Source organism: Thermus oshimai DSM 12092 (assembly GCF_000373145.1).
GTDB classification, from domain to species: domain Bacteria; phylum Deinococcota; class Deinococci; order Deinococcales; family Thermaceae; genus Thermus; species Thermus oshimai.
Map to the genome: position 1 here is coordinate 41,763 of NZ_KB890621.1, position 22,988 is coordinate 64,750.

Consider the following 22,988-nt stretch of genomic DNA (forward strand, 5'->3'; position numbering starts at 1 on the left):
CATGAAGGGAAAAGGGTTTGCCCTAGTCACCGCGCTGATCCTCCTCACGGTGCTTATGGCCCTCCTCACCGCGTACTTCACCCTCACCCGCATAGAGCTCAGCACCACAAGCGCCTCGGCTGCGCAAACCGCGGGCTTTTATGCCGCGGAGGCCGGGCTCAACCTCCGGGCGGAGGAAGTCCGGCAAAAGTTTTTAGGTTACAACCGCCCCTCGGGCACCCCCCCAAGCCCCACGAACCCCTGCCAGGGGAGCAACCAGGGGGGTGGGGACTTCCGCTGCCAGGCCTACACCCTTTCCGGCCGCCGGGTGATGACCTACGTGGTGGAAGATCCCAACAACCCCCAGGTGATCCGGATTCCGCCGGGAGAGCTTTACCAGAACCTGAACGCCCAGGAGTACCGCTATAGCGTCTTCTCCGTAGCGGAGGGACGGGACGGGAGGCCGGAGGCCATCCTGGAGATGCGCTTCAAGAGCCGGGTGGTGCCCCTCTTCCAGTTTGCCGTCTTTTACCAGCAGGACCTGGAGTTCAACCGCACCGCCCCCATGACCCTCGAGGGCCCGGTGCACACCAACAGCGACCTTTACTTGGACGCAGGGGGTGGCTCCACTCTGACCATCCGAGGCCAGGTAACCGCCGCAGGAAGGATTTACCGGGGGAACAAGTCCTCCCGGGGGAGTACGGGCACCGTCCGGGTCCACGATGGGAACCAGGACCGGGAGGTAAGCAACACCGACAGCCTGCGGGCTCTGTCTCCATCGGAAATCCGGAACTGGAACGGATGGATGCAGGCCGGAGTGGATCCACCCACCATCCCCACCCCCGACACCTTCAACCCCCCCTGGCGAGGCCGGGCAGGGGAGTACTGGAACAAGGCGGACCTGAGGGTGGCCTTGGACCTCACGGGCACCACACCCACCATAAGGGTCTACAACCCTGACGGAAGCCTGGCCCTGGCCGACAGCCTGCTGGCCTCCGCTTGCCCTAGCGCCTTCGGCTACAGCAACAGCTTCTACAACAACCGGGAGCGCCGGACCATCTCCATGTTAGAGGTGGACGTTCAGAGGATGCTGGACTGCATCCACATCCTCAGGACTGTTCACGGTGCCCTTTCCTTCGGCTTAGACGACACCACCGACGGGGGCCTGGTGGTCCACCTTTCCGTCAGGGGGCCGGATAGCGACCGGACCAATGGCTACGGGGTGCGCCTTAGAAACGGGCGCGAGCTCCGATCCGCCATCTCTGGGGCCCCTGCCATTCAAGGCCTTACCCTGGTCACGGACCAAGCCCTCTACATCCAGGGGGACTTCAACGCCGTGAACTGGAGGCCGGCGGCCCTCATGGGCGACTCCATGAACTTGCTCTCCAACAACTGGGCGAACGGGGAGGCCTACCCTACCCCTCGGCCCGCGGGCTGCCCCGCCACCATAAGCGGGGATACCAAGAGCCGGCCTGAGTGCCGTCTGAGGGGCCAGAATCTCCCCGGTGGGGATAACGGCACGGACACCTCTCGGTGGCTTCCCCAAGCCACCACTACCACGGTGAACGCCGCGGTGCTCAGCGGAGCTTCCGTGACCCCCACCCAAGGTGGGCAGGAGGGTGGAGGCGTGCACAACATCTTCCGCTTTCACGAGCACTGGGGAAGCAACACCACCCAGTGCTGCGGAGGTAGCGTACGCTACACGCAAGCCACGTTTAACTTCACGGGTTCCATCGTAAGCCTGGGAGAGCCCCGAAACGTCAACGGCCCCTTCTTCCTCGGCCCCCCGTGGTACCAGCCCCCCATCCGCAATTGGTCCTTTGACACCCGCTTCAACCACTACCAAAACCTGCCGCCCCTGTCCCCCCGCTTCGTCTACCTAAAACAGGAACTCTTCGTGCGGCAGTTTGAGCGCTAGGAGCGGGACCGAAGGCGCTCCTTTCTTTCCCCCAAGGCCTCGAGGCCTTGGGGGCGTCTTAACCCAAGCCCTACTCCGGGAAGCTTCCCCGCCCCTATCCGGGGCGCCCTGACACGGCCATGACGGAGCCCCCCCAAGCTGAGGGCGGAGGGATCGGGTATGAACCGTAGGGATCTCCTCAAGGCAGGACTGGTCATAGGGGCCGCCTCGGGGCTGGCCCGGGCCCAGGGGGGGATGATGCCCTTCTTGCCCAAGGCGCGGAACCTCATCGTCATGGTCTACGACGGCTTCTCCTGGGAGGACTTCGCCATCGCCCGGGCCTACGCCCAGCGGGTTCTGGGCCGGAAGCTCACCTTGGAACGCCTCTTCGGGCAGGGGGCCTTCGGCCAGATCCACACCAACAGCCTCACCTCCTACGTCACCGAGTCCAGCGCCGCGGGGAACGCCTTCTCCTGCGGGGTGAAGACGGTGAACGGGGGGCTGGCGGTGCACGCGGACGGGACCAAGCTCCTCCCCATCTTCGCCGCGGCCAAGGAGGCGGGCAAGGCGGTGGGCCTGGTGACCACCACCACGGTGACCCACGCCACCCCCGCCTCCTTCGTGGTGAGCAACCCCGACCGCAACGCGGAGGAGGCCATCGCGGAGCAGTACCTGGCCTTCGGGGCGGAGGTCTACCTGGGGGGTGGGGACCGGTTCTTCAGCGCGGAGAGGCGGAGCGACAAAAAGGACCTCTACGCCCTCTTCCGGGAAAAGGGCTACGGGGTGGTGCGCACCCTCGAGGAGCTCCAGGCGGAGCGCTCCAACCGCCTCCTGGGGGTCTTCTCCAGCAGCCACGTGCCCTACGAGGTGGACCGCCGCTTCCAGGGGGTGAAGGTCCCCTCCCTGAAGGAGATGACCGAGGCCGCCCTTAAGCGCCTTCCCGCCTACCGGCAGGGCTTTGTCCTCCAGGTGGAGGCCGGGCGGATCGACCACGCCAACCACCTCAACGACCCCGCGGCCACCCTTTGGGACGTGCTGGCCGCGGACGAGGCCCTGGAGCTCCTCCTCGCCTTCGCGGACCGTTACCCCGACACCCTCCTGATCGTGGTCTCGGACCACGCCACCGGGGTGGGGGCCCTCTACGGGGCTGGCCGGTCCTACCTGGAGAGCAGCCGGGGGGTGGACCTCCTCAAGGACCAGAAAGCCTCCTTTGAGTTCATGCTGGCGCGCCTGGGCCAGAACCCCGACGCCGCCCAGGTGAAGGAGGCCTTCCGCGCCATGAAGGGGGTGGCCCTCAAGGACGAGGAGGCGGCCATGGTGGTGGAGGCCATCGCCAAGAAGGCCTACCGGCCCGACGGGGTGCGCTACGGCGTCCAGCCCGCCAACACCCTCTCCTGGGCCATGGTGCAGCGGGAAGCCGCCCGCCCCGACCGGCCCAACATCGGCTGGAACTCCGGCCAGCACACCGCAAGCCCAGTGATGCTGGCCCTCTACGGGGCCGGGGTGGGCCGGGGGGTGCAGCTGGGCCTCCTGGACAACACCGATGTCTTCACCCTCATGAGCCGGGCCCTGGGGCTCCGCTACCAGAACCCGGTGATGACGGAGGAGGAGGCCCTGGAGGTCCTGGCCAAGCGCCCCGGGGCGGAGTGGGTGCACCCCAAGGAAACCCTGGCGGTGTAGAGGGCTTCCCAGGAAGCCCCCGCCGAATCCTCCCCCTCGGCGGGGGCTTTCCTACAATCCCTCCGCCAGCTCCGCGTGGTTCTTGAGGGCCAGGGGGCCAAGGCCGTGCTTGGCCCTTAGCCTTTCCAGGTAGAAGGCCCGCTCCGCCTCCCGGCCCAGGCTCTGGTTGCCCCCGTGGAGGCCGATCCCCACCCCTGGGCCCTTGAGGTAGCGGAAGGGGAGGCCGGCCCGGTAGACCCGAAGCCAGAGGTCCCAGTCCCAGTAGTGCCCCATGGCCTCGTCCAGGGGGCCTAGGCGGTCCATCCAGGCCCGGGGCAGGGCCGTCCCCGAGGCCAGGAGGCGGTTGTCCTTTAGGAGCCAGGGGCCCACCTCCCCCGGCTCCAGGCGGCGGGTCTCCACGGGCCCGAAGAGGAGACCCCCCGTGTAGACCAGGGCCTCCCCCATCTCCTGGGCCCGGCGGACCCGATGGAGGTAGGCGGTGTCCAGGAGCCAGTCGTCGTCGTCCAGGAAGAGGAGGTACCGGCCCCGGGCTAAGGCGAGGCCCGTGTTCCGGGCCGCCACCTGGCCCTGCCCCCGGTTCCTGACCCCCTGGACCCGGGGGTCCAGGAAGCTCCGGGCCACCAAAAGCCCTTCCCCCGCCCCGTCCTCCACCACCCAGGCCTCCCAGGCCCCCAGGGTCTGCCGCTCCAGGGAGGCCAAGGCCCGGGCCAGGAACTCCGGCCGGCCCCGGGTGGGGATGAGGACGCTGAAGAGGGGCTCCCCGCTCACCGCTCGGCGCGCTTGGGGGCGAAGCCCGAGATCCAGGCCTCGTCCGTGAGGTCCAGCCTCAGGGGGGTGAGGCTCACGAAGCCCTGGGCCACGGCCCAGCGGTCCGTCCCCTCCTCCGCCTCCCCCAGGGGGTGGGCGGCAAACCAGTACCCGTCCCGGCCCATGGGGTCTTGGGCGGCGACCACCTGGCCCTCGTACCGGCGCACAGACTGCCGGGTCCAGAGGATCCCCTTGGGCTGGTGGGGGAGGTTCACGTTCACCAGGAAGGGCCAGGGGCCCTCCAGGAGGGCGGCGATCACCCGCTTGACCCAGGGGACCAGGCGGGAGAAGTCCGGCTCCTCCCCGTTCAGGGGCACGCTGAAGGCGGCCGCGGGGATGCCGAAGAGGAAGGCCTGCTTGGCCGCGGCCACCGTGCCCGAGTGCCAGATCTCGTGGCCCAGGTTGCTCCCCAGGTTGATCCCGGAAAGGACCAGGTCCGCCCCGCCCCAGTCGTAAACCCCCAGGGCCACGCAGTCCGCGGGGGTGCCGTCCACCCGGAAGGCCTCCAGGTAGGGCAGGTCCAGATCCAAAAGCCGGGTGGGGCGCATCCTCAAGGGGCGGGCGATGGTGATGGCGTGCCCGGAGGCGCTCATCTCCCACTCCGGGGCCACCACCCGCACCTCCCCGAAGTCCAGCGCCGCCCGGGCCAGGGCCAGGAGGCCGGGGCTCAGGATGCCGTCGTCGTTGGTCACCAGGATCTTCATGCCCCCACCTTAGCCCCCGGCGGTCAGGAGGCGGTCAGCCAGGAAGCGCAGGGAGGGCCCGGGGTCCCCCCACACCTCCAGCACCCAGGGCACCCCCTCGAGGCCTTCCAGCCAGGCCAGGTCCCCTTCCCCCCGGTCCAGGTTCCAGTGCCGGTCGTAGACCCCGTCCGTGCCGTTCAGGTGCAGGTGGCCCGGGCGGAGGGCGAGCCAGGAGAAGGGGTCGGGGGTGGCGCTGAAGACCCGGGCGTGGGCGGGGTCAAAGCAGAAGCCCAGGCCCAGGGCCTCCAGGAGCTCCACCAGGACCCCAGGGGCGGGCTCGTGGGTGTTCTCCAGGAAAAGGGCCACTCCCAGGGCCCGGGCCCTCTCCACCAGGGGCCTCAGGGCCTCCAGGAGGGGCTCCACCCGGGCCAGGGCCCCCGCCAGGGGGGTCTTGGCGGGGAGGCCGGAGTGGAAGACCGCCCGCTCGGCCCCCAGGCGGGCCGCGGCCTCCAGGCCCTCCAGGAGGCGCCTTTGGGAGAGGTCGGCCACCTCGGGGTCGGGGGCGATGGGGTCCAGGTTCCAGAAGGGGAGGTGGGCGGAAAGGGGCCCGGGAAGCCTCCGGGCCAGGCGCTCCAGGAGGGCCCGGTCCCCCAGGCCCCGGGGGTCCAGGTAGACCTCCGCCCCCAGGCCCAGGGCCTCGAGGCGGGGGAGGAGGGCCTCCGCCTCCAGCAGGTTCACGGACCAGAGGAGCCGCATGCCCCCACCCTAGCCTCCCCCTGTCAGGGGCAGGTCAAAGCCCCCGGGACAAGCCCGGGGGGTAAGGAAGGGGAGCCCGGAGGGCCTTCCGCCCTCCGGGGTTAGGTTAAGCCCCCCGTGTCAGGAGGCCTTCAGCGGGCCACGCTGGCGTTGTAGCGCCTCAAAGCCTCGTCCGCCCGGGCCTTGGCCTCCCTAAGGGCCTCCCGGGCCGGCTTGCCCTGGAGGGTGGCCTCCCAGGCCGCGGCCACGTACTGGCGGATCTCGGGGAAGGAGCCCATGAGGCACCCCGCGGAGGCGGTGTTGGCCTTGGAGGTCTCCAGCTGCCGGATGGCGGTGGTGAAGTTGGGGTTCCGCACATGGGCCTGGCGCACCTCGGGAAGCTCCACCACCCCCTTCACCACGGGGAAGTACCCCGTGGCCAGGTGCCACTTGGCCTGGGTCTTGGGCTCCAACAGGAAGCGCACGAAGGCCCAGGCCCCCTGGACCTCCGCCTCCGGAAAGCCCTTGAGCACATAGAGGGCAGCCCCGCCGATGGCCACGCCGTTCCGCTCCTTCAGGTAGGGGTAGAAGGCGGTGCGCACAGGGAAACGGCCCCCCACCTGGCGGAGGACCCCCGTGAGGCTCGCGGTGGAGTAGGCGGCGATGGCCGCCTGGCCCTGGGCGAAGAGGTTCTGGGAGTCCGTCCAGTTCCTCCCGGTGTTGGCCGCCACCCCTTCCCGCACGAGGCGAGCGTACATGTCCAGGAAGGCCACCGCGGCCTCGTTGTCAAAGGCCACCTCCGTGGCCCGGGCCCTGCGGCCGTTCTCCCCGTTGCAGAAGAAGTAGCCGGAGTTGTAGCTCACCTGTTCCACGAACCAAGAGTCTATGGGGATGGAGAGGCCGTAGCGCACGGTGCGCCCCTGGGCGTCCTTCTTGGTGAGCTTGCGGGCCGCCTCCTCTAGGTCCTTCAGGCTCCAGCTGGCCTTGAAGGGGATGCCCGCCTCGTCCAGGGCCGCGGCGTTAAGGTAGAGGATGGGGTTGGAGGAGTTGAAGGGCAGGCCGTACAGCTTGCCCTCCACCGTGTAGTAGTTCCTGGGCTGCGAGAGGAAGCGGTCCAGGTCAAAGCCGCTGGCCCGGGCCAGGTCCTCCAGGGGGACCACGGCGCCGGAGTCGGCCATGATCCGGGCCCCGATGTCGTAGACCTGGATCACGTGGGGGTAGCCCCGGCCGGCCCGGAGGGCGGCCAGGAGCTTGTTGATCCCGTCGTCGTAGCTCCCCACGTACTGGGACTTGACCTCGTAGCGGTTCTGGCTCCGGTTGAAGTCCTGGACCAGGGCCTCCGTGGCCTCCCCCAGGACCCCCCCCATGGAGTGCCAGAACTGCAGGGTGATCTTCCCCTGGGCCAACGCCGCTCCCCAACCTAGGACCAAGAACCATACCAGTCTGCGCATACCCACCTCCTATCCCTTCAGCCCGCCCAGGGTGACCCCACGCACCAGGGCCCTTTGGGCGAGCAGAAAGACCACAAGGCTGGGAAGAAGGGTGAGGAAGGCCGCCGCGGCCACCACGTTCCACCGGGCCACGGCGTCCTGTTCGTTGAGGATGAAGTTGATCCCCAGCTGGACGGTCATCATCTCCTTGCTCTGGACCACCACCAGGGGCCAGAGGTACATGTTCCAGCTCCCGATGAAGGTGAGGGCCGCCAGGGCCGAGAGGACGGGGGCGGAAAGGGGGAAGGCCAGGTGGCGGAGGATGGCCAGGTGCCCCGCCCCGTCGATGCGGGCCGCGTCAAAGTAGTCCTGGGGCAGGGCCTTGAGGTGCTGGCGCAGGAGGAAGACCCCCAGGGGGCTGGCCGCGAAGGGCACGACCAGGGCCCAGTAGGTGTCCAGCCCCCCCAGGCGGTCCACCAGGAGGTAGAGGGGCAGGAAGGTGATCTCCCCCGGGATGAGGAGGAAGGCCACGGCGAGGCCCAGGAAGAGGCTCTGGCCCCGGAAGGGGAGGCGGGCCAGGGCGTAGCCCGCGGGCAGGCTGGTGAGGAGGACGAGGAGGGTGGTGGCCCCGGCCACCAGGAGGCTGTTGAGGAGGTAGCGCCCTAGGGGGTAGGCGGTGAGGGCCAGCCGGTAGGCCTCGAGGGTGGCCCCCTGGGGCCAGAGGCCTGGGCGGAAGAGCTCCTCAGGGGGGCGGAAGCTGGCGGAAAGGAGCACGAGAAGGGGGAGCAGGAGGAGGAAGGCGTACCCCCCCGCCAGGAGGTAAAGGGGAAGGAGGCGCCTAGGCATAGTGCACCCGCCTCCCCAGAAGCCAAAACTGCAGGGCCGCCAGGGCGATGAGGAGAAGGAGGAGGAGGACGGCCTCCGCCAGGGCGTAGGGCACCCGGAAGTTAAAGAAGGCGTCCTGGTAGACCCGGTAGATCCAGACCGTGGTGCTCTCCAGGGGCCCTCCCCGGGTGAGGAGGTGGATGGGGCCGAAGGCGGTGAGGCTCTTCAGGACCACCAGGAGGCCCACCAGGAAGAGGACGGGGGAAAGGAGGGGCAGGGTCACCCGGAGGAAGCGGACCCAGGGGGTGGCCCCGTCCACCAGGGCCGCCTCCAGGACCTCCTCGGGGATGCTCTGGAGCCCAGCGGTGAGGAGGATGGCCGTGAAGCCCACCCCCGACCAGGCGGTGACGGCCGCCAGGGTGGGGAGGGCCCAGGCGGGGTGGGTGAGCCAGGGGAAGGGCCCAAGGCCGAGGCCCTGGAGGAGGTGGTTCAGGTACCCCCCCACGGGGTGGAGGAACCAGCCCCAGGCCACCGCGGCCACCGCGGTGGGCACCGCGGCGGTGAGGAAGAAGAGGACCCGGAACAGGGCCACCCCAGGGTAGTTGCGGTAGACCAGTAGGGCCGCGAGGAGGCCCAGGCCCAGCTCCAGGGGGACCACCATCAGTGCGAAGAAGAGGGAACGCAGGGCGCCCGCCCAAAACTCCGGGGCCTGCAGGACCTGGGCGTACTGGGCCAAGCCCACGAAGAAGGCCTTCCGGCCCAGAAAGTCCTCCTCGTGGAGGGAAAGCCAAACCCCCTGGAGGAGGGGCCAGAGGTAGAAGGCCCCGAAGAGCAGGTAGGCGGGGAGGAGGAACCCGTAGGCCCAAAGGCCCTCCCGCAAGGGGGCTGCCCGCCTCAGGAGGCGACGCTCCGAACGGACCACGGAGGACAGGTTAGGCCCCCGCTGTCAGAAGGAGGTCAGGCCAGGGGCAGGGCGCCCTCCGCCTCCCCGCCCCGGAGGAGGCGGGCCAGGATCCCCACCCCCTCCACCGTCCTGGGGGTAAGGGCCTGGAAGGGGCCCGCGTCCAGGAGGTAGGCCTTCCGCCCCCGGAGGTAACCCCGAAGCCACCCTCCCCGGGCCAGGTGGGCCTCCACCGCCACCCGGGCCTCCTCCAGGCCGTAGCCGCAAAAGGCCAGGAAGACCACCTCCGCCAGGGGCACCTCCTCCGGAGGGACCCTCCGGCTTGGGGCCCCCGCTTCGGGCCCCAGGTACGCCCCTCCCGCGGCCTCCACCACCTCCCGCACCCAGTGCCCCCCAAGGTAGGGCGGGTCCAGCCACTCCAGGAAGGCCACCCGGGGCCTGGGGGAAGGGGGCGGGGGCAGGGCGGCCAAGCGGGCGGAAAGGCCTTCCACCAGAGCCTCTGCCCGCCCCTCTAGCCCCAAGGCCTCCCCTAGGCGCCTGAGGTCCCGGAAGAGGTCCGCCAGGCGGGTGCCCCGGAGCTCAAAGACCCTGGGCGGCCGGGGCAGGAAGGCCAGGGCCCCTTCCACCTCCCGGGGGGTGGGGGCGCAGACCTCGCAGACCCCCTGGGTGAGGAGAAGGTCGGGGGCCAACTCCAGGAGGACCTCCTCCCGCACCCGGTAGAGGGAAAGCCCCTGGCGGTAGGCCTCCCGTACCCGCCGGTCGATCTCCTCCTGGGAGAGGCCGGGCGGGATGAGGCTTTCCGTGAGCACGGGAAGCCCCCGGGGGTTGGGGCAGCTGTGGCTCACCCCCACCGGCTCCACCCCGAGGGCCTCCAGATAGAGGGTGCCTGCGGGCACCAGGCTGGCCACGCGCATGCCTTCAGCTTACGGCCTTGACGGGAGGCCCTACCGGTAGTAGGTTATCCGGCAGGACACCCAAAACTTAGGGTGTCCTGGCCGCGGGGCCAGGCCGACAGGCCTGGACGCCCACGGGCGGCGGGGGAAGTCCGGTGAGAGTCCGGCGCTGTCCCGCAACGGTAACCGGCCCTGGGCCGGAAGCCCGAGTACCCGCCCCGCGGTCCTGCCCCGTAGCCCTCGAGGCAAGGGTGAAGGTGGTGATGCGCATGGACCCTTAGACAAGCCCGTTCCCCCAAAAAACCGGTAGCGGCTTGAGCCTTCGGCTTAAGGGGGTCTTTTCACCCCCTAGGGAGGGAGGAAGCATGCGTGAGACGCGCATGGTCTACCCCGTCTTCCCCGGGGAGACCAACCACTACGGAACCCTTTTCGGCGGTACGGTTCTGGCCTGGATGGACCAGGCGGCCTTCGTGGCCGCCACCCGCTATGCCCGCAGGAAGGTGGTCACGGTCCACGCGGACGCGGTGGACTTCAAGCGCCCCGTGCCCCTGGGGTCCATCGTGGAGCTGGTGGCCCGGGTGGCGGAGGTGGGGCGAAGCTCCATCCGGGTGTCCGTGGAAATGTGGGTGGAGCCTTTGGAGAAGGGGGAGCCCTACTTGGCCGCCCAGGGAGGATTCGTGCTGGTGGCCGTGGATGAGAATGGGCGCCCTGTTCCCGTCCCCCGTCAGGAGGACCGCCATGCTGACTGAACCCCGCGAGGCCTACCGCCCTTACGAGTACCCTGAGCTTCTCCGGTTTAGGGACGCCATCCGGCACAGCTACTGGGTGCACACGGAGTTTAGCTTTAGTTCCGACCTTCAGGACCACGCCCTCTCGGAGCCGGAGGTGCGGAGCCTGGTGGAGAGGGCCCTTTCCGCCATCGCCCAGGTGGAGCTTTCCGTGAAGCTCTTCTGGGCCAAGGTGTACGAGCGCTTCCCCAAGCCGGAGGTGGCGGAGGTGGGCATGACCTTCGCCGAGAGCGAGGTGCGCCACGCCAACGCCTACGCCCACCTCTTGGACCTCCTGGACCTCAACGAGCGCTTCGGTCGGTACCTGGAGGAGGCTTCCCCCTTCCGGGCCCGGGCGGAGGCCCTAAGGGGGGTGCTGGAGCGGGCGAAAGAGGGGAGCCTAAAGGAGTACGCCCTGGCCCTCCTCCTCTTCTCCTCCTTTGTGGAGCACATCTCCCTCTTCTCCCAGTTCTACGCCCTCATGGCCCTAAACCGCCGGGGCAACCGCTACAAGGGCATCGCCAACGCCATCGAGGCCACCAGCAAGGAGGAGAACATCCACGGCCTCTTTGGGGCCGAACTCCTGCGCATCCTCCGGGAGGAAGGGCCAGGGCTTTTCGGCGAAGGCTTCGCTGAAGAAGCCCTGCGCTCCGCCCGGAGCTTCCTCAAGGCAGAGGAAGACCTCCTGGACTGGCTCTTTGCGGAGGGGGACACCCCCTTCGTGGGGCGGGAGGAGGTCTTGGAGTTCCTCAAGGACCGGTACAACACCGTCCTCCGCCTCCACGGCCTGCCCGAGGCCTTCCCGGTGCGCAAGGAGGTCCTTAAGGACACGGAGTGGTTCAGCCTGGAGCTCTTGGCGGACAAGGACGTGGACTTCTTCAACAAAAGGAGCGTGGCCTACGCCCGCAGGGTGAAGGCCTTCAGCCCCGACGAGCTGTTCTAAAGGGGGTAGGGGATGCTTAAGACCAAAGGACACGCCTACGAGCCCTGGTACTGGGTCAACGAGCACACCCGGACCTACATGGCCCGGGGCTACCTGCTGCCGGGGGTCACGGTGGAGGAAAGGGTGCGGCAGATCGCCCTCCACGCCGAAGGCCTCACGGGGATCCCGGGCTTCGCGGAGAAGTTCACCCGTTACATGGCCAAGGGGTACTACTCCCTGGCCACCCCGGTGTGGGCCAACTACGGCCTTAGGCGGGGGCTTCCCATCTCCTGCTACGGCACCTACGTGGAGGACGACACCGCCTCCATCCTGAGGGCGGTGGCGGAGATCGGCATGATGAGCAAACAGGGGGGCGGGACCTCCGTCTACCTGGGGGCCCTCCGCCCCCGGGGAGCCCCCATCCGGGACAACGGGGAGAGCAACGGCTCCTACGCCTTCGCCAGCCTCTTCGACCGGGCCATCGAGGTCTTCAACCAGGGCTCCACCCGCCGGGGCCAGTGCGCGGCCTATATCCCCGTGGAACACCCCGACCTGGAGGAGTGGTTCAAGATCCAGCGGGAGGGGAGCGAGATCCAATCCCTCTTCTGGGGCGTGGTCCTCCCCGACCGCTGGATGGAAGCCATGGTGGCGGGGGACCGGGAGAAGCGGGAGGTGTGGGCCAGGATCCTCAAGGCCCGCTTTGAAGGGGGCATCCCCTACCTCTTCTTCCGGGACGCGGCGGAGCGGGGCATGCCCGAGGTCTTCAAGGCCCTGGGCCTCCGCATCCACGCCAGCAACCTCTGCACGGAGATCATGCTCCCCTCCTCCCCCGAGGAGAGCTTCGTCTGCTGCCTCTCCTCCCTGAACCTCCTCCACTACGACGAGTGGAAGGACACGGACGCGGTGGAGACCCTGGTGATCTTCCTGGACTCCGTCCTGGACGACTTCATCCTGAAGGCCGAGGGCATCCCCTACATGGAGCGGGCGGTGCGCTTTGCCCGCCGCTACCGGGCGGTTGGCCTTGGGGTCTTGGGCTGGCACAGCTACCTCCAGTCCAGGATGATCCCCCTGGAGGGCATGGAGGCCTACTACCTGAACCTGGAGATCTTCAAGACCATCAGGGAGCGGGCGGAGGAGGCCTCCCGCTGGCTCAGGAAGCGCCACAAAGATGACCCCTTAGCGGACGTGGGGGAGCTTAAGGAAAGGCGGAACGCCACCCTCCTGGCCATCGCCCCCACCAAGTCCAGCGCCTTCATCCTGGGGCAGGTCTCCCCCTCCATCGAGCCCTACACCAGCAACTACCACCTGAAGGACCTGCAGAAGGCCAAGGTGCCCTTCAAGAACCCCTTCCTGGAGGAACTCCTTCGGGAAAAGGGGAAGGACGAGGAAGGGGTGTGGCGGAGCATCCTGGAGCACAACGGTTCCGTGCAGCACCTGGACTTCCTCACGGACGAGGAGAAGGCGGTCTTCAAGACTTTCTCGGAGATCTCCCAGCTGGAGCTGGTCCGCCAAGCCGCGGCCCGGCAACGGTACATCGACCAGGGCCAGTCCCTGAACCTGGTGGTCCACCCCGAGGCCCCCCTGAAGGACGTGAACGGGCTTTACCTCGAGGCCTGGCGCTCCGGGCTTAAGGCCCTCTACTACCAGTACAACCAGAGCGTGGCCCAGGCCTACAGCCGGGACCTCCTCCTGGGGTGCAGGTCCTGCGAGGGGTAGGGACGCGGGTTCCCTGCCTCCCCCCTTACCCGCCGCCCACGGAAGGGGCTCTGGAGGCGGTGCCGCCTCCAGAGCCCGCCTTGGAGGAGCTTAGGGGGCAGACACATTGACATAAATCAATGTGTCTGGTAAGGTGGGGTTATGGCCGCGCCCTCCCTGATAACCGAACTCGAGCCCCCCCAGGACCTCGAGGAGGTGGTCAGGGTCTTCAAAGCCCTCAGCGACCCGGCGCGGCTCAAGATTCTGGCCTACCTGGCCAGCCACGAAAGCGGGCCTTGCTGCCGCCTGGAGGAAGGGGTCTGCGCCTGCGACCTCGAGGCCGTCACGGGGCTCTCCCAGCCCACCGTGAGCCACCACATGAAGCACCTGGTCTCCGCGGGGCTGGTGATCGGGGAAAAGCGGGGGCGCTGGATGCACTACCGCATCCACCCCCAGGGCCTCGCCCCGGTGCGGGCCTTCTTGTCCCGCCTGGGGGGATGATTTTTTTGCCGCAATACATTGACAAACATCAATGTGTTGCCTTTGAGGAGGTTGGGATGAACGAGCTGGAGCTCTGGGCGCTGGTCAGGGAGCGGCAACGGCAGCTACGGGAGGAGGCCCACCGCCTCCGGGGGGAGCCCCGCCCGGCGATGGCCCTTTGGAGGGCGTGGTGGGGGAAGCTGTCCCTAAGGCGGGCTCGAGTCCACCCCACCCCGGCCGCATGCGCGTGCGGTGTCCAGGCCGCCTGTTGCGAGGCCTGAGAGGGGAGAAAAACCCGATGAACACCCAAGGGTTTCTGCAAACCCTCGCCCAGCACCCGGAAAAGGCCCTGGTCTTCCAGCACGGCGAAGGCCAGCGGATACCCCCTGGCTACCACGTCACCGAGATCATGGACGTGCGCTACGCCAGCATGGATTGTGGGGGGCGGGCCAACGCCTGGCGCGAAACCGTGATCCAGCTGATGGACCCCAGGGGCGAGGAGGAGGCCGTGTTCATGCCGGTGCGCAAGTTTCTCGGCATCTACCGCCGCGTGGCGGCTTCGGTGGCGCTGGAGGGGGCGGCGGAGCTCCGCTTTGAGTACGGAAACCCCGCCCTCCGCTACCGGGTAGGGGGGCTGGAGGTCCAGGGAGAAGCCCTGGTGGTGCACCTCCTTCCCCCCCAAGTGGCCTGCAAGGCCGCCGACCGGGCCAAGGAAGCCGGGTGCTGCGACCCGGGGTTGCCCCTGCGGCTGAACGCAAGGCCAGGCCCCTAAGATGAACCCCGCCAGAGCCAGCATCCCATGAAGCGCTTCTACGGCTGGAGGATCGTTTGGGCGCTGGCCCTGGCCACCACCGTTTCCTACGGTGTCCTCTACTACGGCTTCGGGGTGTTGGTCAGGCCCATGGAAGCCGAGCTGGGCTGGAGCCGGGCCCAGACCTCGAGCGCCTACGCCCTGGGGCTCCTAGCCTCGGGGCTGATGGCGATCCCCGTGGGCCACTGGGTGGACCACCGGGGGGCTCGAGGCCCCCTGCTCCTGGGCTCCCTCCTGGGCAGCCTGATGCTTCTTGCCTGGTCCCAGGTGCGGCATCTGGGGGCCTTCTACGCGGTCTGGGTGGGGATGGGCCTGGCCATGGCCATGGTCCTTTACGAGGTGGCCTTCGCGGCGGTGGCGGTGTGGTTCCGCCGCTGGCGCCACCAGGCCACTTTCGTGATCACCATGGTGGCGGGGCTGGCCAGCACGCTCTTTGTACCGCTGGAAACGTTCCTTGTGGAACACCTGGGCTGGCGCCATGCCCTAGTGGCCCTGGCCCTGATCTATGGGCTTACCACCCTACCCCTGCACGCCCTGGTGCGCCGCCGCCCAGAGGATCTGGGGCAGGGGCCCGACGGCGAAAGCGGGCCCACCGCACGGCCCCCCGAAGCCAGCGTAAGCGCCCGGGCCGCCTTCAGAGGTGCGGCTTTTTGGTGGCTGGCCGCCGCCTTCACCCTTCTCCGGCTGACCCCCGCGGCCATGGGGGCGCACGGGGTACCCCTACTGTTGGAGCGCGGCTACAGCCCGGCCTTCGCAGCGGTGGCCATCGGGTCTGTCGGACTGGTGCAGCTTTTGGGACGGGCCCTTTTCCTGCCGGGTAGCCAGCGCTGGTCGCTCCACCGGGCCGCTTTAGGGGTGGCGCTCTGCCAGGCCTTGGGCTCCCTGGCCCTCCTGCTGGTTCCCGGCGCGTTTGGGGTATGGGCCTTCGTGGGGCTCTACGGCATGAGCAACGGCGCAAGCACCCTGGCCAGGGCCGGGCTCGTGGCCGAACTTTACGGCCCTCAAAGCTACGGGCGCATCAACGGGGGCCTCAGCCTGGTGGTTTCCCTCACCCAAAGCCTGGGCCCAGTGGGCGCGGGCTTTCTGTACGGGGCCACGGGCGGCTACGACGCGGTGCTTGGGATTCTGGCGGCCAGCTCCCTCCTAGCGGCCCTGTGCCTACACCAGGTGGGCCGGAACCCCAAAGAGGAGGGCTCCTTATAAAAGGTCTTTCCAGCAGGTCGCTTTTAAGGGCCACCCCCAAAGCAGAAACCCCAGGGGCTGAAAATCAACCACTTAGTGGTTGAAAATCAACTGCTTATCGGCTACGCTAAGGGCGTGTTTCCCAGACACCTCATAGACCCTATTCGCACCGCCCTAAGGGAGCGCCCGGTGGTCCTCCTTCTGGGCGCCCGGCAGGTGGGCAAGTCCACCCTAGCCCAGGGGCTGGTGGCCCAGGGCCTCCTGGACCGCTACCTGACCCTGGACGACCTCGCCCTTCTAGCCGCCGCCCTGGAGGACCCCCAGGGGTTTCTGGCCGGCCTCCGGGGCCGGGTGGTGCTGGACGAGGTCCAGAGGGCCCCGGGCCTCCTTTTGCCCCTGAAGGCCCTGGTGGACCGGGAGCGGCGGCCGGGCCGTTTTCTCCTCACGGGGTCCGCTAACCTCCTGGCTCTGCCCAAGGCCTCCGAGTTCCTAGTGGGGCGGGTGGCCCTCTTCACCCTCTGGCCCCTTTCCCAAGGGGAGATGGAGGGCAGGAAGGAGGGCTTCCTGGCCGCCCTCTTTGGGGAAGAGCTCCCCCCGATCCAGGGGGAGGGCCGCCTGCCCCTGGACCGCCTCCTCCGGGGAGGCTACCCAGAAGCGGTGGGCCTTTCCCCCGAAGGGCGTGGGCGCTGGTTCCGGGACTATCTGGCCACCCTCCTGGCCCGGGAGGTGCGGGAGCTCAGCCAGATCGAGCGGCTCCCGGAGCTCGCCCGGCTCTACACCCTCCTCGCGGGCCGGCCCATGGCCCTCCTCAACTGGGCGGAGCTCGGGCGGAGCCTGGGCCTGCCGGCCACCACCCTCAAGCGCTACTTCGCCCTCCTGGAAACCCTCTTCCTGGTCCGGACCCTCCCCCCTTGGGAGGCCAACCTGGGCAAGCGGCTGGTGAAAAGCCCCAAGGTCCACCCCACGGACACCGGCTTGGCCCTCCACACCTTGGGGCTGGATGCGGGGAGGCTGGAAACAGACCGGAGCCTCCTGGGGGGGGTTTTGGAGGCCTTCGTGGCCATGGAGATCACCAAGCAGGCAGGGTACGCCCCCTTTCCCGTGGGGCTCTTTCACTACCGGAGCCACACCGGGGAGGAGGTGGACCTCCTCCTGGAAGGCCCTGGAGGGCGGGTGGTGGGCCTCGAGGTCAAGGCCCGGGGAAGCGTGCGGGGGGAGGACTTCCGCGGCCTCAAGGGCCTGGCCCAGGCCCTGGGGCCCCGGTTCCACCGGGGGGTGGTCCTCTACCTGGGGCGGGAGAGCGTCCCTTTCGGGCCCAACCTGCACGCCCTGCCCCTCGAGGCCCTCTGGCGGCTCTAGGGGGCCGCCCTACTCCTCCAGGCGGTACACCCTGGAGGGCCGCCCCGGGGTCCCATAGGCCGACTCGGTCCTAACCCTCCCCTCAAGGCGGAGGGCCTCCAGGTAGCGCCAAGCGGTGACCCGGGAAAGGCCCAGGGCCCTTGCCACCTCCTCCACCGTCCTTCCTCCCCCCTTCAGAAAGGCCAGGACCCGCTCCAGGGTGTAGGGGTCCAGGCCCTTCTGGATCCGCCTGCGGGCCAGGAGGCGGTCCAGGTCCTCTTGCGAGACCCTTTCCTTGGCCCTCAGGCTCCGGAAGGCCCGGTAACGGGCCAGGGCCTCCCGGAGCCGGGCCCGGCCAAAGGGCTTCACGATGTAGTCCATGGCCCCCCCGAGAAGGGCCCGCTCCACCGTGGGCACGTCCTTGGCCGCGGTGATCACCACGGTGTACACACTCCCCAGGACCGGCAGAAGGTCCAACCCGTGGCCGTCCGGAAGATAGAGGTCCAGAAGGACCAGATCCGGGCCCAGCTCCAGGGCTTCCAAAGCGGCCTCCAGGCTCCCCGCCACGCCCACCACCTCCAGGCCCTCCGTTTCCAGAAAGGCCCGGTGCAAGGAAGCCACCCGGGGATCGTCCTCTACAATGAGGGCCCGCTCCGGGGTTCCGGGAAAAGGGCCCGGAACACGGTCCATCCTTCCTCCCTATGGTAGCCCAAGTCGCCCCCCAGGGAGCGCACCTGAGCCCGGGCCAGGGCCAGGCCGTACCCCCGCCCCACCCCCCGGCTGCTGATCCCGGGCAGGAAAACCGCCCCTTCCCCGGGGGGAACCCCCGGCCCGTTGTCCCAGACCTCCACCGCAATCCCCCCCTCCTGCGGGCGGAAGAGGAGCCGCACCTCCCCCCCTGGCTTGGGAACCGCCTCCAGGGCGTTCTCCAAGAGGTTGCCCACCACAAAGGCCAGGATCTCCCCCAAGGGGGCGTACCGGGCGGGCAGCTCCCCCTCCAGCCGCAGGAGTACTCCCCGCTCCCGGGCCCGCCGCACCTTCCCTAAGAGGAGGGCGGCCACGATGGGCAGTTCCACCCTCCCCAAAAGGGCGGCGAGCTCCGCCTCCGCGGCCAGCTCCCCCTGCACCAGCCGGAGGGCCTCCTCCGTGCGCCCGAGCTCCAAAAGCCCCCCCACCGCGTGGAGGAGGTTCTGGAACTCGTGGGCCTGGGCCCTAAGAAGTTCCAGGTGGCGGCGGCTTTGGGTGAGGCTCTCCGCCAGGCGGAAGAGCTCCGCCTGCTCCTGGAAGACCACCACCCGGCGGGCCCCCAGGGGCACCACCCTCACCCAGGCGGGCCGGCCCGTGGGGAGGGGGAGCACCTCCTCCACCCCCCAAGCCCCCTTGGCCCGCAGGGCCCTTTCCAGCTCGGGCCATACCCTTCCCAGGGAAAGCGGGGTGAGGGCTCCTTGGGGTAAGCCCAGGAGGGCCAGGCCCTTGGGGTTGAGGAGGACCACCGCCCCTTCCTCCACCACCGCCACCCCCTCCTCCAGGGCCTGGAGGGCGGCCTCCAGGGCCCCAAGCCGAGAGGCCGCCTCCAGGGGGGAGAGGCCCAGGCGGCGGCGGATCTCTCCCGAAACCCTAGCCCCGGCCCAAAGGCCGGCCCCAAGGGCCAGGAGGAGGGGAAAGAGGAGGCTCGGCCGGTAAAGGGGGTAGGTCCGCTCCAGCTCCAGGGCTCCCGGGGGCATGGGCCAGGCCGCCCAGACCTCGAGGCCCTTGGGGCTCAGAACCGCCTGCGCCCCCACCTCCCCCAGGAGGGGCACGGGGTCCTTAGGCCGGGCGGTCCAGCGCACCCCCAGCCCCTCCAGGGCCCTAGGCTCCTCCAGGCGAGCGGCGGCTTCCAAAAGGGCCCCTGCCTCCCTTAAGAGGAGGCCTCCCAGGTGGTGGTTGGCCTCCCAGCCCCAAAAGGCCCAAAGGACCAGGATCAAGCCCCCCAGGGGAACCAGAAGGGCGCGGGCCATGCCCGCATTATCCCGGCCTCAAGGAGGGTAGACCAAGGCCTCTCCCGGATCAAAGGCCAGGCGGGGGCGGGCCTCCCCCACCGGCCTCGGGCTCAGGAAGCGGAGGGAGGCCTCCCCCACCCGGACCCAGTGCTCGTAGTGGCTTCCCAGGTAGAGGCTGTGGGCCAGCTCCCCCTCCAGCAGGTTGACCTCCCCCGGAAGGGCGGGGTGCAGGGCCTCCGGGCGCAGGACCAGCTTGGCCAACCTGCCGGGCACCACAGGCCCCATGGCCCGGGCTCGGAGGACAAACCCGGCCAGCTCCAGCCGGGCCATCTCCCCTTCCAGGCCCAGCACCAAGGCGTCCACCACGTTGGGGTTACCCAGGAAATCGGCCACGAAAAGGGTCCTGGGGTTGCGGTAAAGCTCCTCCGGGGTCCCCACCTGCTCGATGCGCCCCTCGTTGAGGAGGGCGATCCGGTCGGCGATGGCCATGGCCTCGCCCTGGTCGTGGGTGACGAAAAGGGCGGCCTTCCCTGTGGCTTTCAGGGTTTCCCTGAGCCAGACCCGGGCCTGGTCACGAAGCTTAGCGTCTAAGTTGGAAAGGGGCTCGTCCAGGAGGAGAAGTTTGGGATCGTACGCCAGGGCCCGGGCCAGGGAGACCCGCTGCTGCTGCCCGCCGGACAGGGCCCCGGGGTACCGGCCTTCCAAACCGGTGAGCCCCAGGCGGTCCAAGAGGGCCAGCACCCGCTCCCGGACCTCCCTTTCGGGAACCCGGCGGAGCCTCAGGCCGTAGGCCACGTTCTCAAACACCGTGCGGTGGGGCCAGAGGGCGTAAGACTGGAAGACCAGGCCCAGGTTGCGCCGCTCCGGAGGCAGGAAGAACCCGCGCCCCCCATCGAAGAACACCTCCTCGCCCAAAAGGATCCGCCCCCCCGTGGGCTGGACCAGACCCGCCACCGACCGCAGGAGGGTGGTCTTGCCCGATCCGGAAGGCCCCAAAAGGGCCACGATCTCTCCTGGGGCCACGGCCAAGTCCACCCCCCGCAGGACCGGGTTCTCCCCCAGGCGCACCTCCAGGGCCTCCACCCTTAGGGAAGCCCCTCCCGGGTCCCGCACGCCCCCAGTTCCCATGGATGCCCCTTCCCCGCGCCGTGAAAATGCTCTTCCAAACATCTTCACCTCACAACCCCTGGGGCCGCACCCCAAGCCGGTTGGCCAGCAGGAAGACCGCGCTCACGATGAGGACCTGCAGGGTGGCCAAGGCCGCGATCACGTCCACCGCCCCCGTGCCCCACAGGGCCACGATCTGGGCCCCCAGCACCTCGGTCCCAGCGGTGAGCAGGTAGACCCCCGTGGAGTACTCCCGCACGAACTGGATGAAGAGGAGGAACCAGGCGGTGAGGATCCCCCCCTTCAGGAGGGGCAGGGTGCCGTTCAGGAAGGCCCGGACGGGGGAAGCCCCAGCGATGCGGGCCGCCTCCTCCACCTCCCGCCCCACCTGCAGGAGGGCCGCGGTGAGGAGCCGGACCCCGTAGGGCATCCAGACCACGGTGTAGGCCAGGATAAGGCCCAACAGGGTGGTGCGGAGGGGGGCCAGGGGCTTGAAGAAAAGGAAGATCCAGAGGAAGGCCAGCCCCATGACCAGCCCCGGCACCGCCCGGGGCAGCCCGGCCAGGTAGTCCAGCACCCGGCCCCAACCCCGTCCCCGCTGGATGCCCAGGGCCACGAGCAGGTAAAAGGCCAGGGCGGCCATGCCCCCCAAGGCGGCCACGACCAGGGTGTTGGTCACCGCCCGGCTCAGGTTGGGCAGCTTGAAGACCTCCACGTAGTGGCCTAGGGTAAAGACCTCCCTCAGGTCCACCCCCGGCCCCCAGCTGGTCACCAGGCTGCGGAAAACCACCCCCAGCACCGGGAGGACCACGGCCACCAGGAGGTAGAGGGCCAGGACCAGGGCCCACACGTAGCGCAACCGCCCCAGGGGGAGCCTTTCCGTACGGTACCCCCGGGCCCCGATGGCCACGTACCGTCCCTCCAGCCGGCCCACCAGGTAGCGCTGCAGGAGCACCAGGGTAAAGGCGATGAGGACGATGGCCACGCTCACCGCCCCCATGAGGTGGTAGGCGGAGGTTCCGGTGATGGCCGTGAGGCGGTAGAGGTAGGTGGTGATGACCATGATCCCCTTGGCGTCGCCCAGCACCAAGGGAAGACCAAAGAGCTCAAACCCCAAAAGGAGCATGAGCGCCCCGCTGTAGACCAAGGCCGGGCGCACCAGGGGCAGGGTTACAGAAAGGGCCACCTGGTAGGGCCTGGCCCCTGCCACCCGGGCCGCCTCCTCCAAAGAGGCGTCCACGTTCTGGATGGTGCTGGCCACGTAAAGGTAGACGTAGGGCACGTGGGTGAGCCCAGCGATCACCGCGATAGCAGGTAGGGTGTAAATGGTCCAGGGCACCCGCCCCAGGAACCCCTCCACCCACCCCGACACCAGGCCCGAGGGGCCGAAGGCCACGATGAAGCCGATGCCTAGGATGATGGCCGAGATGAAGATGGGAGCGAGAAGGAGGAGTTCGAAGAGGCGGGCCAAGGGGAGGTCCGTCTTGGTCACCAAGAAGGCGAAGAGGCTGCCCAGGGGCACGGCCACCAAGACCATCCCCAAGCCGATGAGAAAGGAGTTCTTCAGAGCCTCAAAGAAGTAGGGATCGTGGAGGATGTAGCGGTAGGCCTCCAGGGCAAACCGCTTGAGGGGGGCGAAGAAGGGAGCGGTGAGGAGGCTCTGGTAGAGCAGGATCCCGATGGGGGCCAGGACCATGGCCCCCACCAGGGCCGCCATCAGGGCCGCCGGCCAGGCCTCGAGGAGCCGGGAAAGCCTACCCGATGGGGCCACCCTTCCCCCCTTACTGCCCCCGCACCGCCTGGCGCCAGAAGGTTAGGAAGCGCATCCGCTCCGCCGGGTCCAGGTTCTTCAGGATCTCCCGGGACACGGGGATGGCGTAGACCTTATCCTTGCCCCCCACCGCCCGGTAAAGGGCCTGGGGCGTGGCCTCCCCCACCACCGTTTCCCTCCGGGCGAAGATCAGGGCGGTGTAGGCCATGAGGTTCTGCCCCCGGAGGGAGAGGAGGTAGTCCAGAAAAAGCTTGGCAGCGTTCGGGTGGGCGGCCCGCCGGCTGATGAGGGCCACCCTCTGGATGGCCACAGTGCCGTCGGTAAGGTACACGATTTCCAGGTCCTTTACGGTGCGTTGGCGCAGGAGGGCGTAAGATCCGAAGAAACCGTAGGCCAGGTAGTGTTCGCCGGAGATCACCTTTTCAAAGGCCGCCCCGGTGGAAGAGTAGAGGGCCACCTGGGCCCGGCCAAAGGCCCGGGCGAGGTCCTGGAACGCCGGGTACTGGTCGTAGTCCGCCTTGAGGATGGTGAAGCCCACCGCGCTCCGCTCGGGATCCCAGGTGGCCACCCGGCCCCGCATCCGGGGCTCCTGGAGGAGGCGGACCAACCCCTCCCGGGTGGAGGGCACCTCCCCTGGCCTAAGGAAACGCCGGTTGTACACCACCACCGCCGGCTCCAGGGTGGTGCCGTAGGCCAGGTTCTCCAGACGGGCGTTGGCCGGCCAGTTCTTGGCCTCGGGGGAGTCGTAGGGAAGGGCGTACCCCTCCAGGGCCAACTTTACCTGGAGCTCCATGGCGCTGGACCACAGGAGGTCCGCACTCCTGGCCCCCGCGGCCGTCTCGCTCACGAAGCGATCGTAGATGGCCTGGGTCCCAAGGTCATTGTACTCAATCTGTATAAACGGGTACAGGCGCCGGAAATCGTCCAGAAGCGCCTGGGCGCTGGCCTGATCCGTGGAGGAGTAAACGATGAGCCTTCCCTCCTTTTTAGCGGCTTCCACCACGGCGGGGTCGGAAGCTGGCCGGGTTTGCTGGGCCAGAGCCAAGAAGCTAAGGAACAGGATCAGAAACCCCCAAAGCCTCGTCCGCATCTCTCCACCTCCCAGA

21 protein-coding genes and 1 riboswitch are annotated in these 22,988 nt (G+C 68.8%); of the genes, 9 read left to right on the plus strand and 12 right to left on the minus strand.

The annotated features are described in order from the left end of the window. Position 1 precedes the first annotated feature (1 nt). Positions 2-1,897, plus strand: coding sequence for a pilus assembly PilX N-terminal domain-containing protein (locus B043_RS0109590; protein ID WP_018461836.1), 1,896 nt, complete (start codon positions 2-4; stop codon positions 1,895-1,897). A gap of 159 nt (positions 1,898-2,056) precedes the next feature. After that, positions 2,057-3,556 (plus strand): alkaline phosphatase, encoded by a 1,500-nt coding sequence (locus tag B043_RS0109595; RefSeq protein WP_018461837.1) that lies wholly within the window; start codon positions 2,057-2,059, stop codon positions 3,554-3,556. Between the two features lie 51 nt (positions 3,557-3,607). Here the strand turns inward: B043_RS0109595 and B043_RS0109600 are convergent, their stop codons facing one another. The 7 genes from B043_RS0109600 to B043_RS13365 form a co-directional block, all read right to left on the minus strand. Beyond that, positions 3,608-4,324 (minus strand): glycosyltransferase family 2 protein, encoded by a 717-nt coding sequence (locus tag B043_RS0109600; protein ID WP_018461838.1) that lies wholly within the window; start codon positions 4,322-4,324, stop codon positions 3,608-3,610. After that, a complete protein-coding gene (surE, locus tag B043_RS0109605; protein ID WP_015065327.1) occupies positions 4,321-5,067 on the minus strand; it encodes a 5'/3'-nucleotidase SurE in 747 nt (248 codons plus the stop codon). Before surE ends, B043_RS0109600 begins: the two co-directional genes overlap by 4 nt. 9 nt (positions 5,068-5,076) lie before the next feature. Further along, complete coding sequence (locus B043_RS0109610; protein WP_018461839.1) at positions 5,077-5,802, minus strand: sugar phosphate isomerase/epimerase family protein; 726 nt, start codon at positions 5,800-5,802, stop codon at positions 5,077-5,079. A gap of 131 nt (positions 5,803-5,933) precedes the next feature. Beyond that, positions 5,934-7,232, minus strand: a complete 1,299-nt coding sequence (locus B043_RS0109615) for an ABC transporter substrate-binding protein (protein ID WP_026234215.1) — start codon at positions 7,230-7,232, stop codon at positions 5,934-5,936. A 9-nt stretch (positions 7,233-7,241) separates the two neighbouring features. Next, positions 7,242-8,057 carry a carbohydrate ABC transporter permease gene (locus tag B043_RS0109620; RefSeq protein ID WP_018461841.1) on the minus strand — a complete coding sequence of 272 codons (816 nt, stop codon included), beginning with the start codon at positions 8,055-8,057 and terminating at the stop codon, positions 7,242-7,244. Then, positions 8,050-8,958 (minus strand): carbohydrate ABC transporter permease, encoded by a 909-nt coding sequence (locus B043_RS0109625; protein ID WP_026234216.1) that lies wholly within the window; start codon positions 8,956-8,958, stop codon positions 8,050-8,052. Before B043_RS0109625 ends, B043_RS0109620 begins: the two co-directional genes overlap by 8 nt. Before the next feature lie 35 nt (positions 8,959-8,993). Beyond that, positions 8,994-9,851: a TroA family protein gene (locus B043_RS13365; RefSeq protein ID WP_018461843.1), complete on the minus strand. Its 858-nt coding sequence runs from the start codon at positions 9,849-9,851 to the stop codon at positions 8,994-8,996. Between the two features lie 123 nt (positions 9,852-9,974). Then, a riboswitch (cobalamin riboswitch) is annotated at positions 9,975-10,045 on the plus strand. Between the two features lie 150 nt (positions 10,046-10,195). On the opposite strand from B043_RS13365, the gene B043_RS0109635 reads away from it, so the two are divergent. The 7 genes from B043_RS0109635 (at position 10,196) to B043_RS0109670 (ending at position 17,046) form a co-directional block, all read left to right on the plus strand. After that, positions 10,196-10,579, plus strand: a complete 384-nt coding sequence (locus B043_RS0109635) for an acyl-CoA thioesterase (RefSeq protein WP_015065333.1) — start codon at positions 10,196-10,198, stop codon at positions 10,577-10,579. Beyond that, positions 10,569-11,540, plus strand: a complete 972-nt coding sequence (locus tag B043_RS0109640; RefSeq protein ID WP_018461845.1) for a ribonucleotide-diphosphate reductase subunit beta — start codon at positions 10,569-10,571, stop codon at positions 11,538-11,540. The genes B043_RS0109635 and B043_RS0109640 overlap by 11 nt, the downstream gene beginning before the upstream one ends. A gap of 12 nt (positions 11,541-11,552) precedes the next feature. Continuing rightward, positions 11,553-13,235 carry a ribonucleoside-diphosphate reductase subunit alpha gene (locus B043_RS0109645; RefSeq protein WP_018461846.1) on the plus strand — a complete coding sequence of 561 codons (1,683 nt, stop codon included), beginning with the start codon at positions 11,553-11,555 and terminating at the stop codon, positions 13,233-13,235. Positions 13,236-13,376: 141 nt separating this feature from the next. Further along, positions 13,377-13,715: an ArsR/SmtB family transcription factor gene (locus tag B043_RS0109650; protein ID WP_018461847.1), complete on the plus strand. Its 339-nt coding sequence runs from the start codon at positions 13,377-13,379 to the stop codon at positions 13,713-13,715. Positions 13,716-13,992: 277 nt separating this feature from the next. After that, positions 13,993-14,466: a DUF6428 family protein gene (locus B043_RS0109660; RefSeq protein ID WP_018461849.1), complete on the plus strand. Its 474-nt coding sequence runs from the start codon at positions 13,993-13,995 to the stop codon at positions 14,464-14,466. A gap of 27 nt (positions 14,467-14,493) precedes the next feature. Next, entirely contained in the window at positions 14,494-15,708 is a 1,215-nt protein-coding gene (locus B043_RS0109665) for an MFS transporter (RefSeq protein ID WP_018461850.1), read from the plus strand. A 114-nt stretch (positions 15,709-15,822) separates the two neighbouring features. Beyond that, on the plus strand, positions 15,823-17,046 hold the full coding sequence (locus B043_RS0109670; RefSeq protein WP_018461851.1) for an ATP-binding protein: 1,224 nt from the start codon (positions 15,823-15,825) through the stop codon (positions 17,044-17,046). A 9-nt stretch (positions 17,047-17,055) separates the two neighbouring features. Here B043_RS0109670 and B043_RS13370 read toward each other — a convergent pair whose 3' ends face one another. The 5 genes from B043_RS13370 to B043_RS0109695 are packed head-to-tail and all read right to left on the minus strand — an operon-like array spanning position 17,056 to position 22,972. Next, positions 17,056-17,715, minus strand: coding sequence for a response regulator (locus B043_RS13370; RefSeq protein WP_038037049.1), 660 nt, complete (start codon positions 17,713-17,715; stop codon positions 17,056-17,058). After that, the gene (locus B043_RS13375) at positions 17,661-19,022 is read right to left on the minus strand and encodes a sensor histidine kinase (protein WP_018461853.1); all 1,362 of its coding nucleotides are present in this window, start codon (positions 19,020-19,022) and stop codon (positions 17,661-17,663) included. Before B043_RS13375 ends, B043_RS13370 begins: the two co-directional genes overlap by 55 nt. Positions 19,023-19,040: 18 nt before the next feature. Then, positions 19,041-20,132 carry an ABC transporter ATP-binding protein gene (locus tag B043_RS0109685; protein ID WP_051073592.1) on the minus strand — a complete coding sequence of 364 codons (1,092 nt, stop codon included), beginning with the start codon at positions 20,130-20,132 and terminating at the stop codon, positions 19,041-19,043. Between the two features lie 49 nt (positions 20,133-20,181). Further along, a complete protein-coding gene (locus B043_RS13380) occupies positions 20,182-21,882 on the minus strand; it encodes an ABC transporter permease (protein ID WP_018461855.1) in 1,701 nt (566 codons plus the stop codon). Positions 21,883-21,892: 10 nt separating this feature from the next. Next, positions 21,893-22,972: an ABC transporter substrate-binding protein gene (locus B043_RS0109695; protein ID WP_018461856.1), complete on the minus strand. Its 1,080-nt coding sequence runs from the start codon at positions 22,970-22,972 to the stop codon at positions 21,893-21,895. Positions 22,973-22,988 lie beyond the last annotated feature (16 nt).

What these genes read in the sequence shown, in the direction of transcription:
- B043_RS0109590 (WP_018461836.1), top strand. Translation starts at nt 2, where the DNA reads ATGAAGGGAAAAGGGTTTGCCCTAGTCACCGCGCTGATCCTCCTCACG.
- B043_RS0109595 (WP_018461837.1), top strand. Translation starts at nt 2,057, where the DNA reads ATGAACCGTAGGGATCTCCTCAAGGCAGGACTGGTCATAGGGGCCGCC.
- surE (WP_015065327.1), bottom strand. Translation starts at nt 5,067, where the DNA reads ATGAAGATCCTGGTGACCAACGACGACGGCATCCTGAGCCCCGGCCTC.
- B043_RS0109610 (WP_018461839.1), bottom strand. Translation starts at nt 5,802, where the DNA reads ATGCGGCTCCTCTGGTCCGTGAACCTGCTGGAGGCGGAGGCCCTCCTC.
- B043_RS0109615 (WP_026234215.1), bottom strand. Translation starts at nt 7,232, where the DNA reads ATGCGCAGACTGGTATGGTTCTTGGTCCTAGGTTGGGGAGCGGCGTTG.
- B043_RS0109620 (WP_018461841.1), bottom strand. Translation starts at nt 8,057, where the DNA reads ATGCCTAGGCGCCTCCTTCCCCTTTACCTCCTGGCGGGGGGGTACGCC.
- B043_RS13365 (WP_018461843.1), bottom strand. Translation starts at nt 9,851, where the DNA reads ATGCGCGTGGCCAGCCTGGTGCCCGCAGGCACCCTCTATCTGGAGGCC.
- B043_RS0109635 (WP_015065333.1), top strand. Translation starts at nt 10,196, where the DNA reads ATGCGTGAGACGCGCATGGTCTACCCCGTCTTCCCCGGGGAGACCAAC.
- B043_RS0109640 (WP_018461845.1), top strand. Translation starts at nt 10,569, where the DNA reads ATGCTGACTGAACCCCGCGAGGCCTACCGCCCTTACGAGTACCCTGAG.
- B043_RS0109645 (WP_018461846.1), top strand. Translation starts at nt 11,553, where the DNA reads ATGCTTAAGACCAAAGGACACGCCTACGAGCCCTGGTACTGGGTCAAC.
- B043_RS0109650 (WP_018461847.1), top strand. Translation starts at nt 13,377, where the DNA reads ATGGCCGCGCCCTCCCTGATAACCGAACTCGAGCCCCCCCAGGACCTC.
- B043_RS0109660 (WP_018461849.1), top strand. Translation starts at nt 13,993, where the DNA reads ATGAACACCCAAGGGTTTCTGCAAACCCTCGCCCAGCACCCGGAAAAG.
- B043_RS0109665 (WP_018461850.1), top strand. Translation starts at nt 14,494, where the DNA reads ATGAAGCGCTTCTACGGCTGGAGGATCGTTTGGGCGCTGGCCCTGGCC.
- B043_RS13370 (WP_038037049.1), bottom strand. Translation starts at nt 17,715, where the DNA reads ATGGACCGTGTTCCGGGCCCTTTTCCCGGAACCCCGGAGCGGGCCCTC.
- B043_RS13375 (WP_018461853.1), bottom strand. Translation starts at nt 19,022, where the DNA reads ATGGCCCGCGCCCTTCTGGTTCCCCTGGGGGGCTTGATCCTGGTCCTT.
- B043_RS0109685 (WP_051073592.1), bottom strand. Translation starts at nt 20,132, where the DNA reads ATGGGAACTGGGGGCGTGCGGGACCCGGGAGGGGCTTCCCTAAGGGTG.
- B043_RS0109695 (WP_018461856.1), bottom strand. Translation starts at nt 22,972, where the DNA reads ATGCGGACGAGGCTTTGGGGGTTTCTGATCCTGTTCCTTAGCTTCTTG.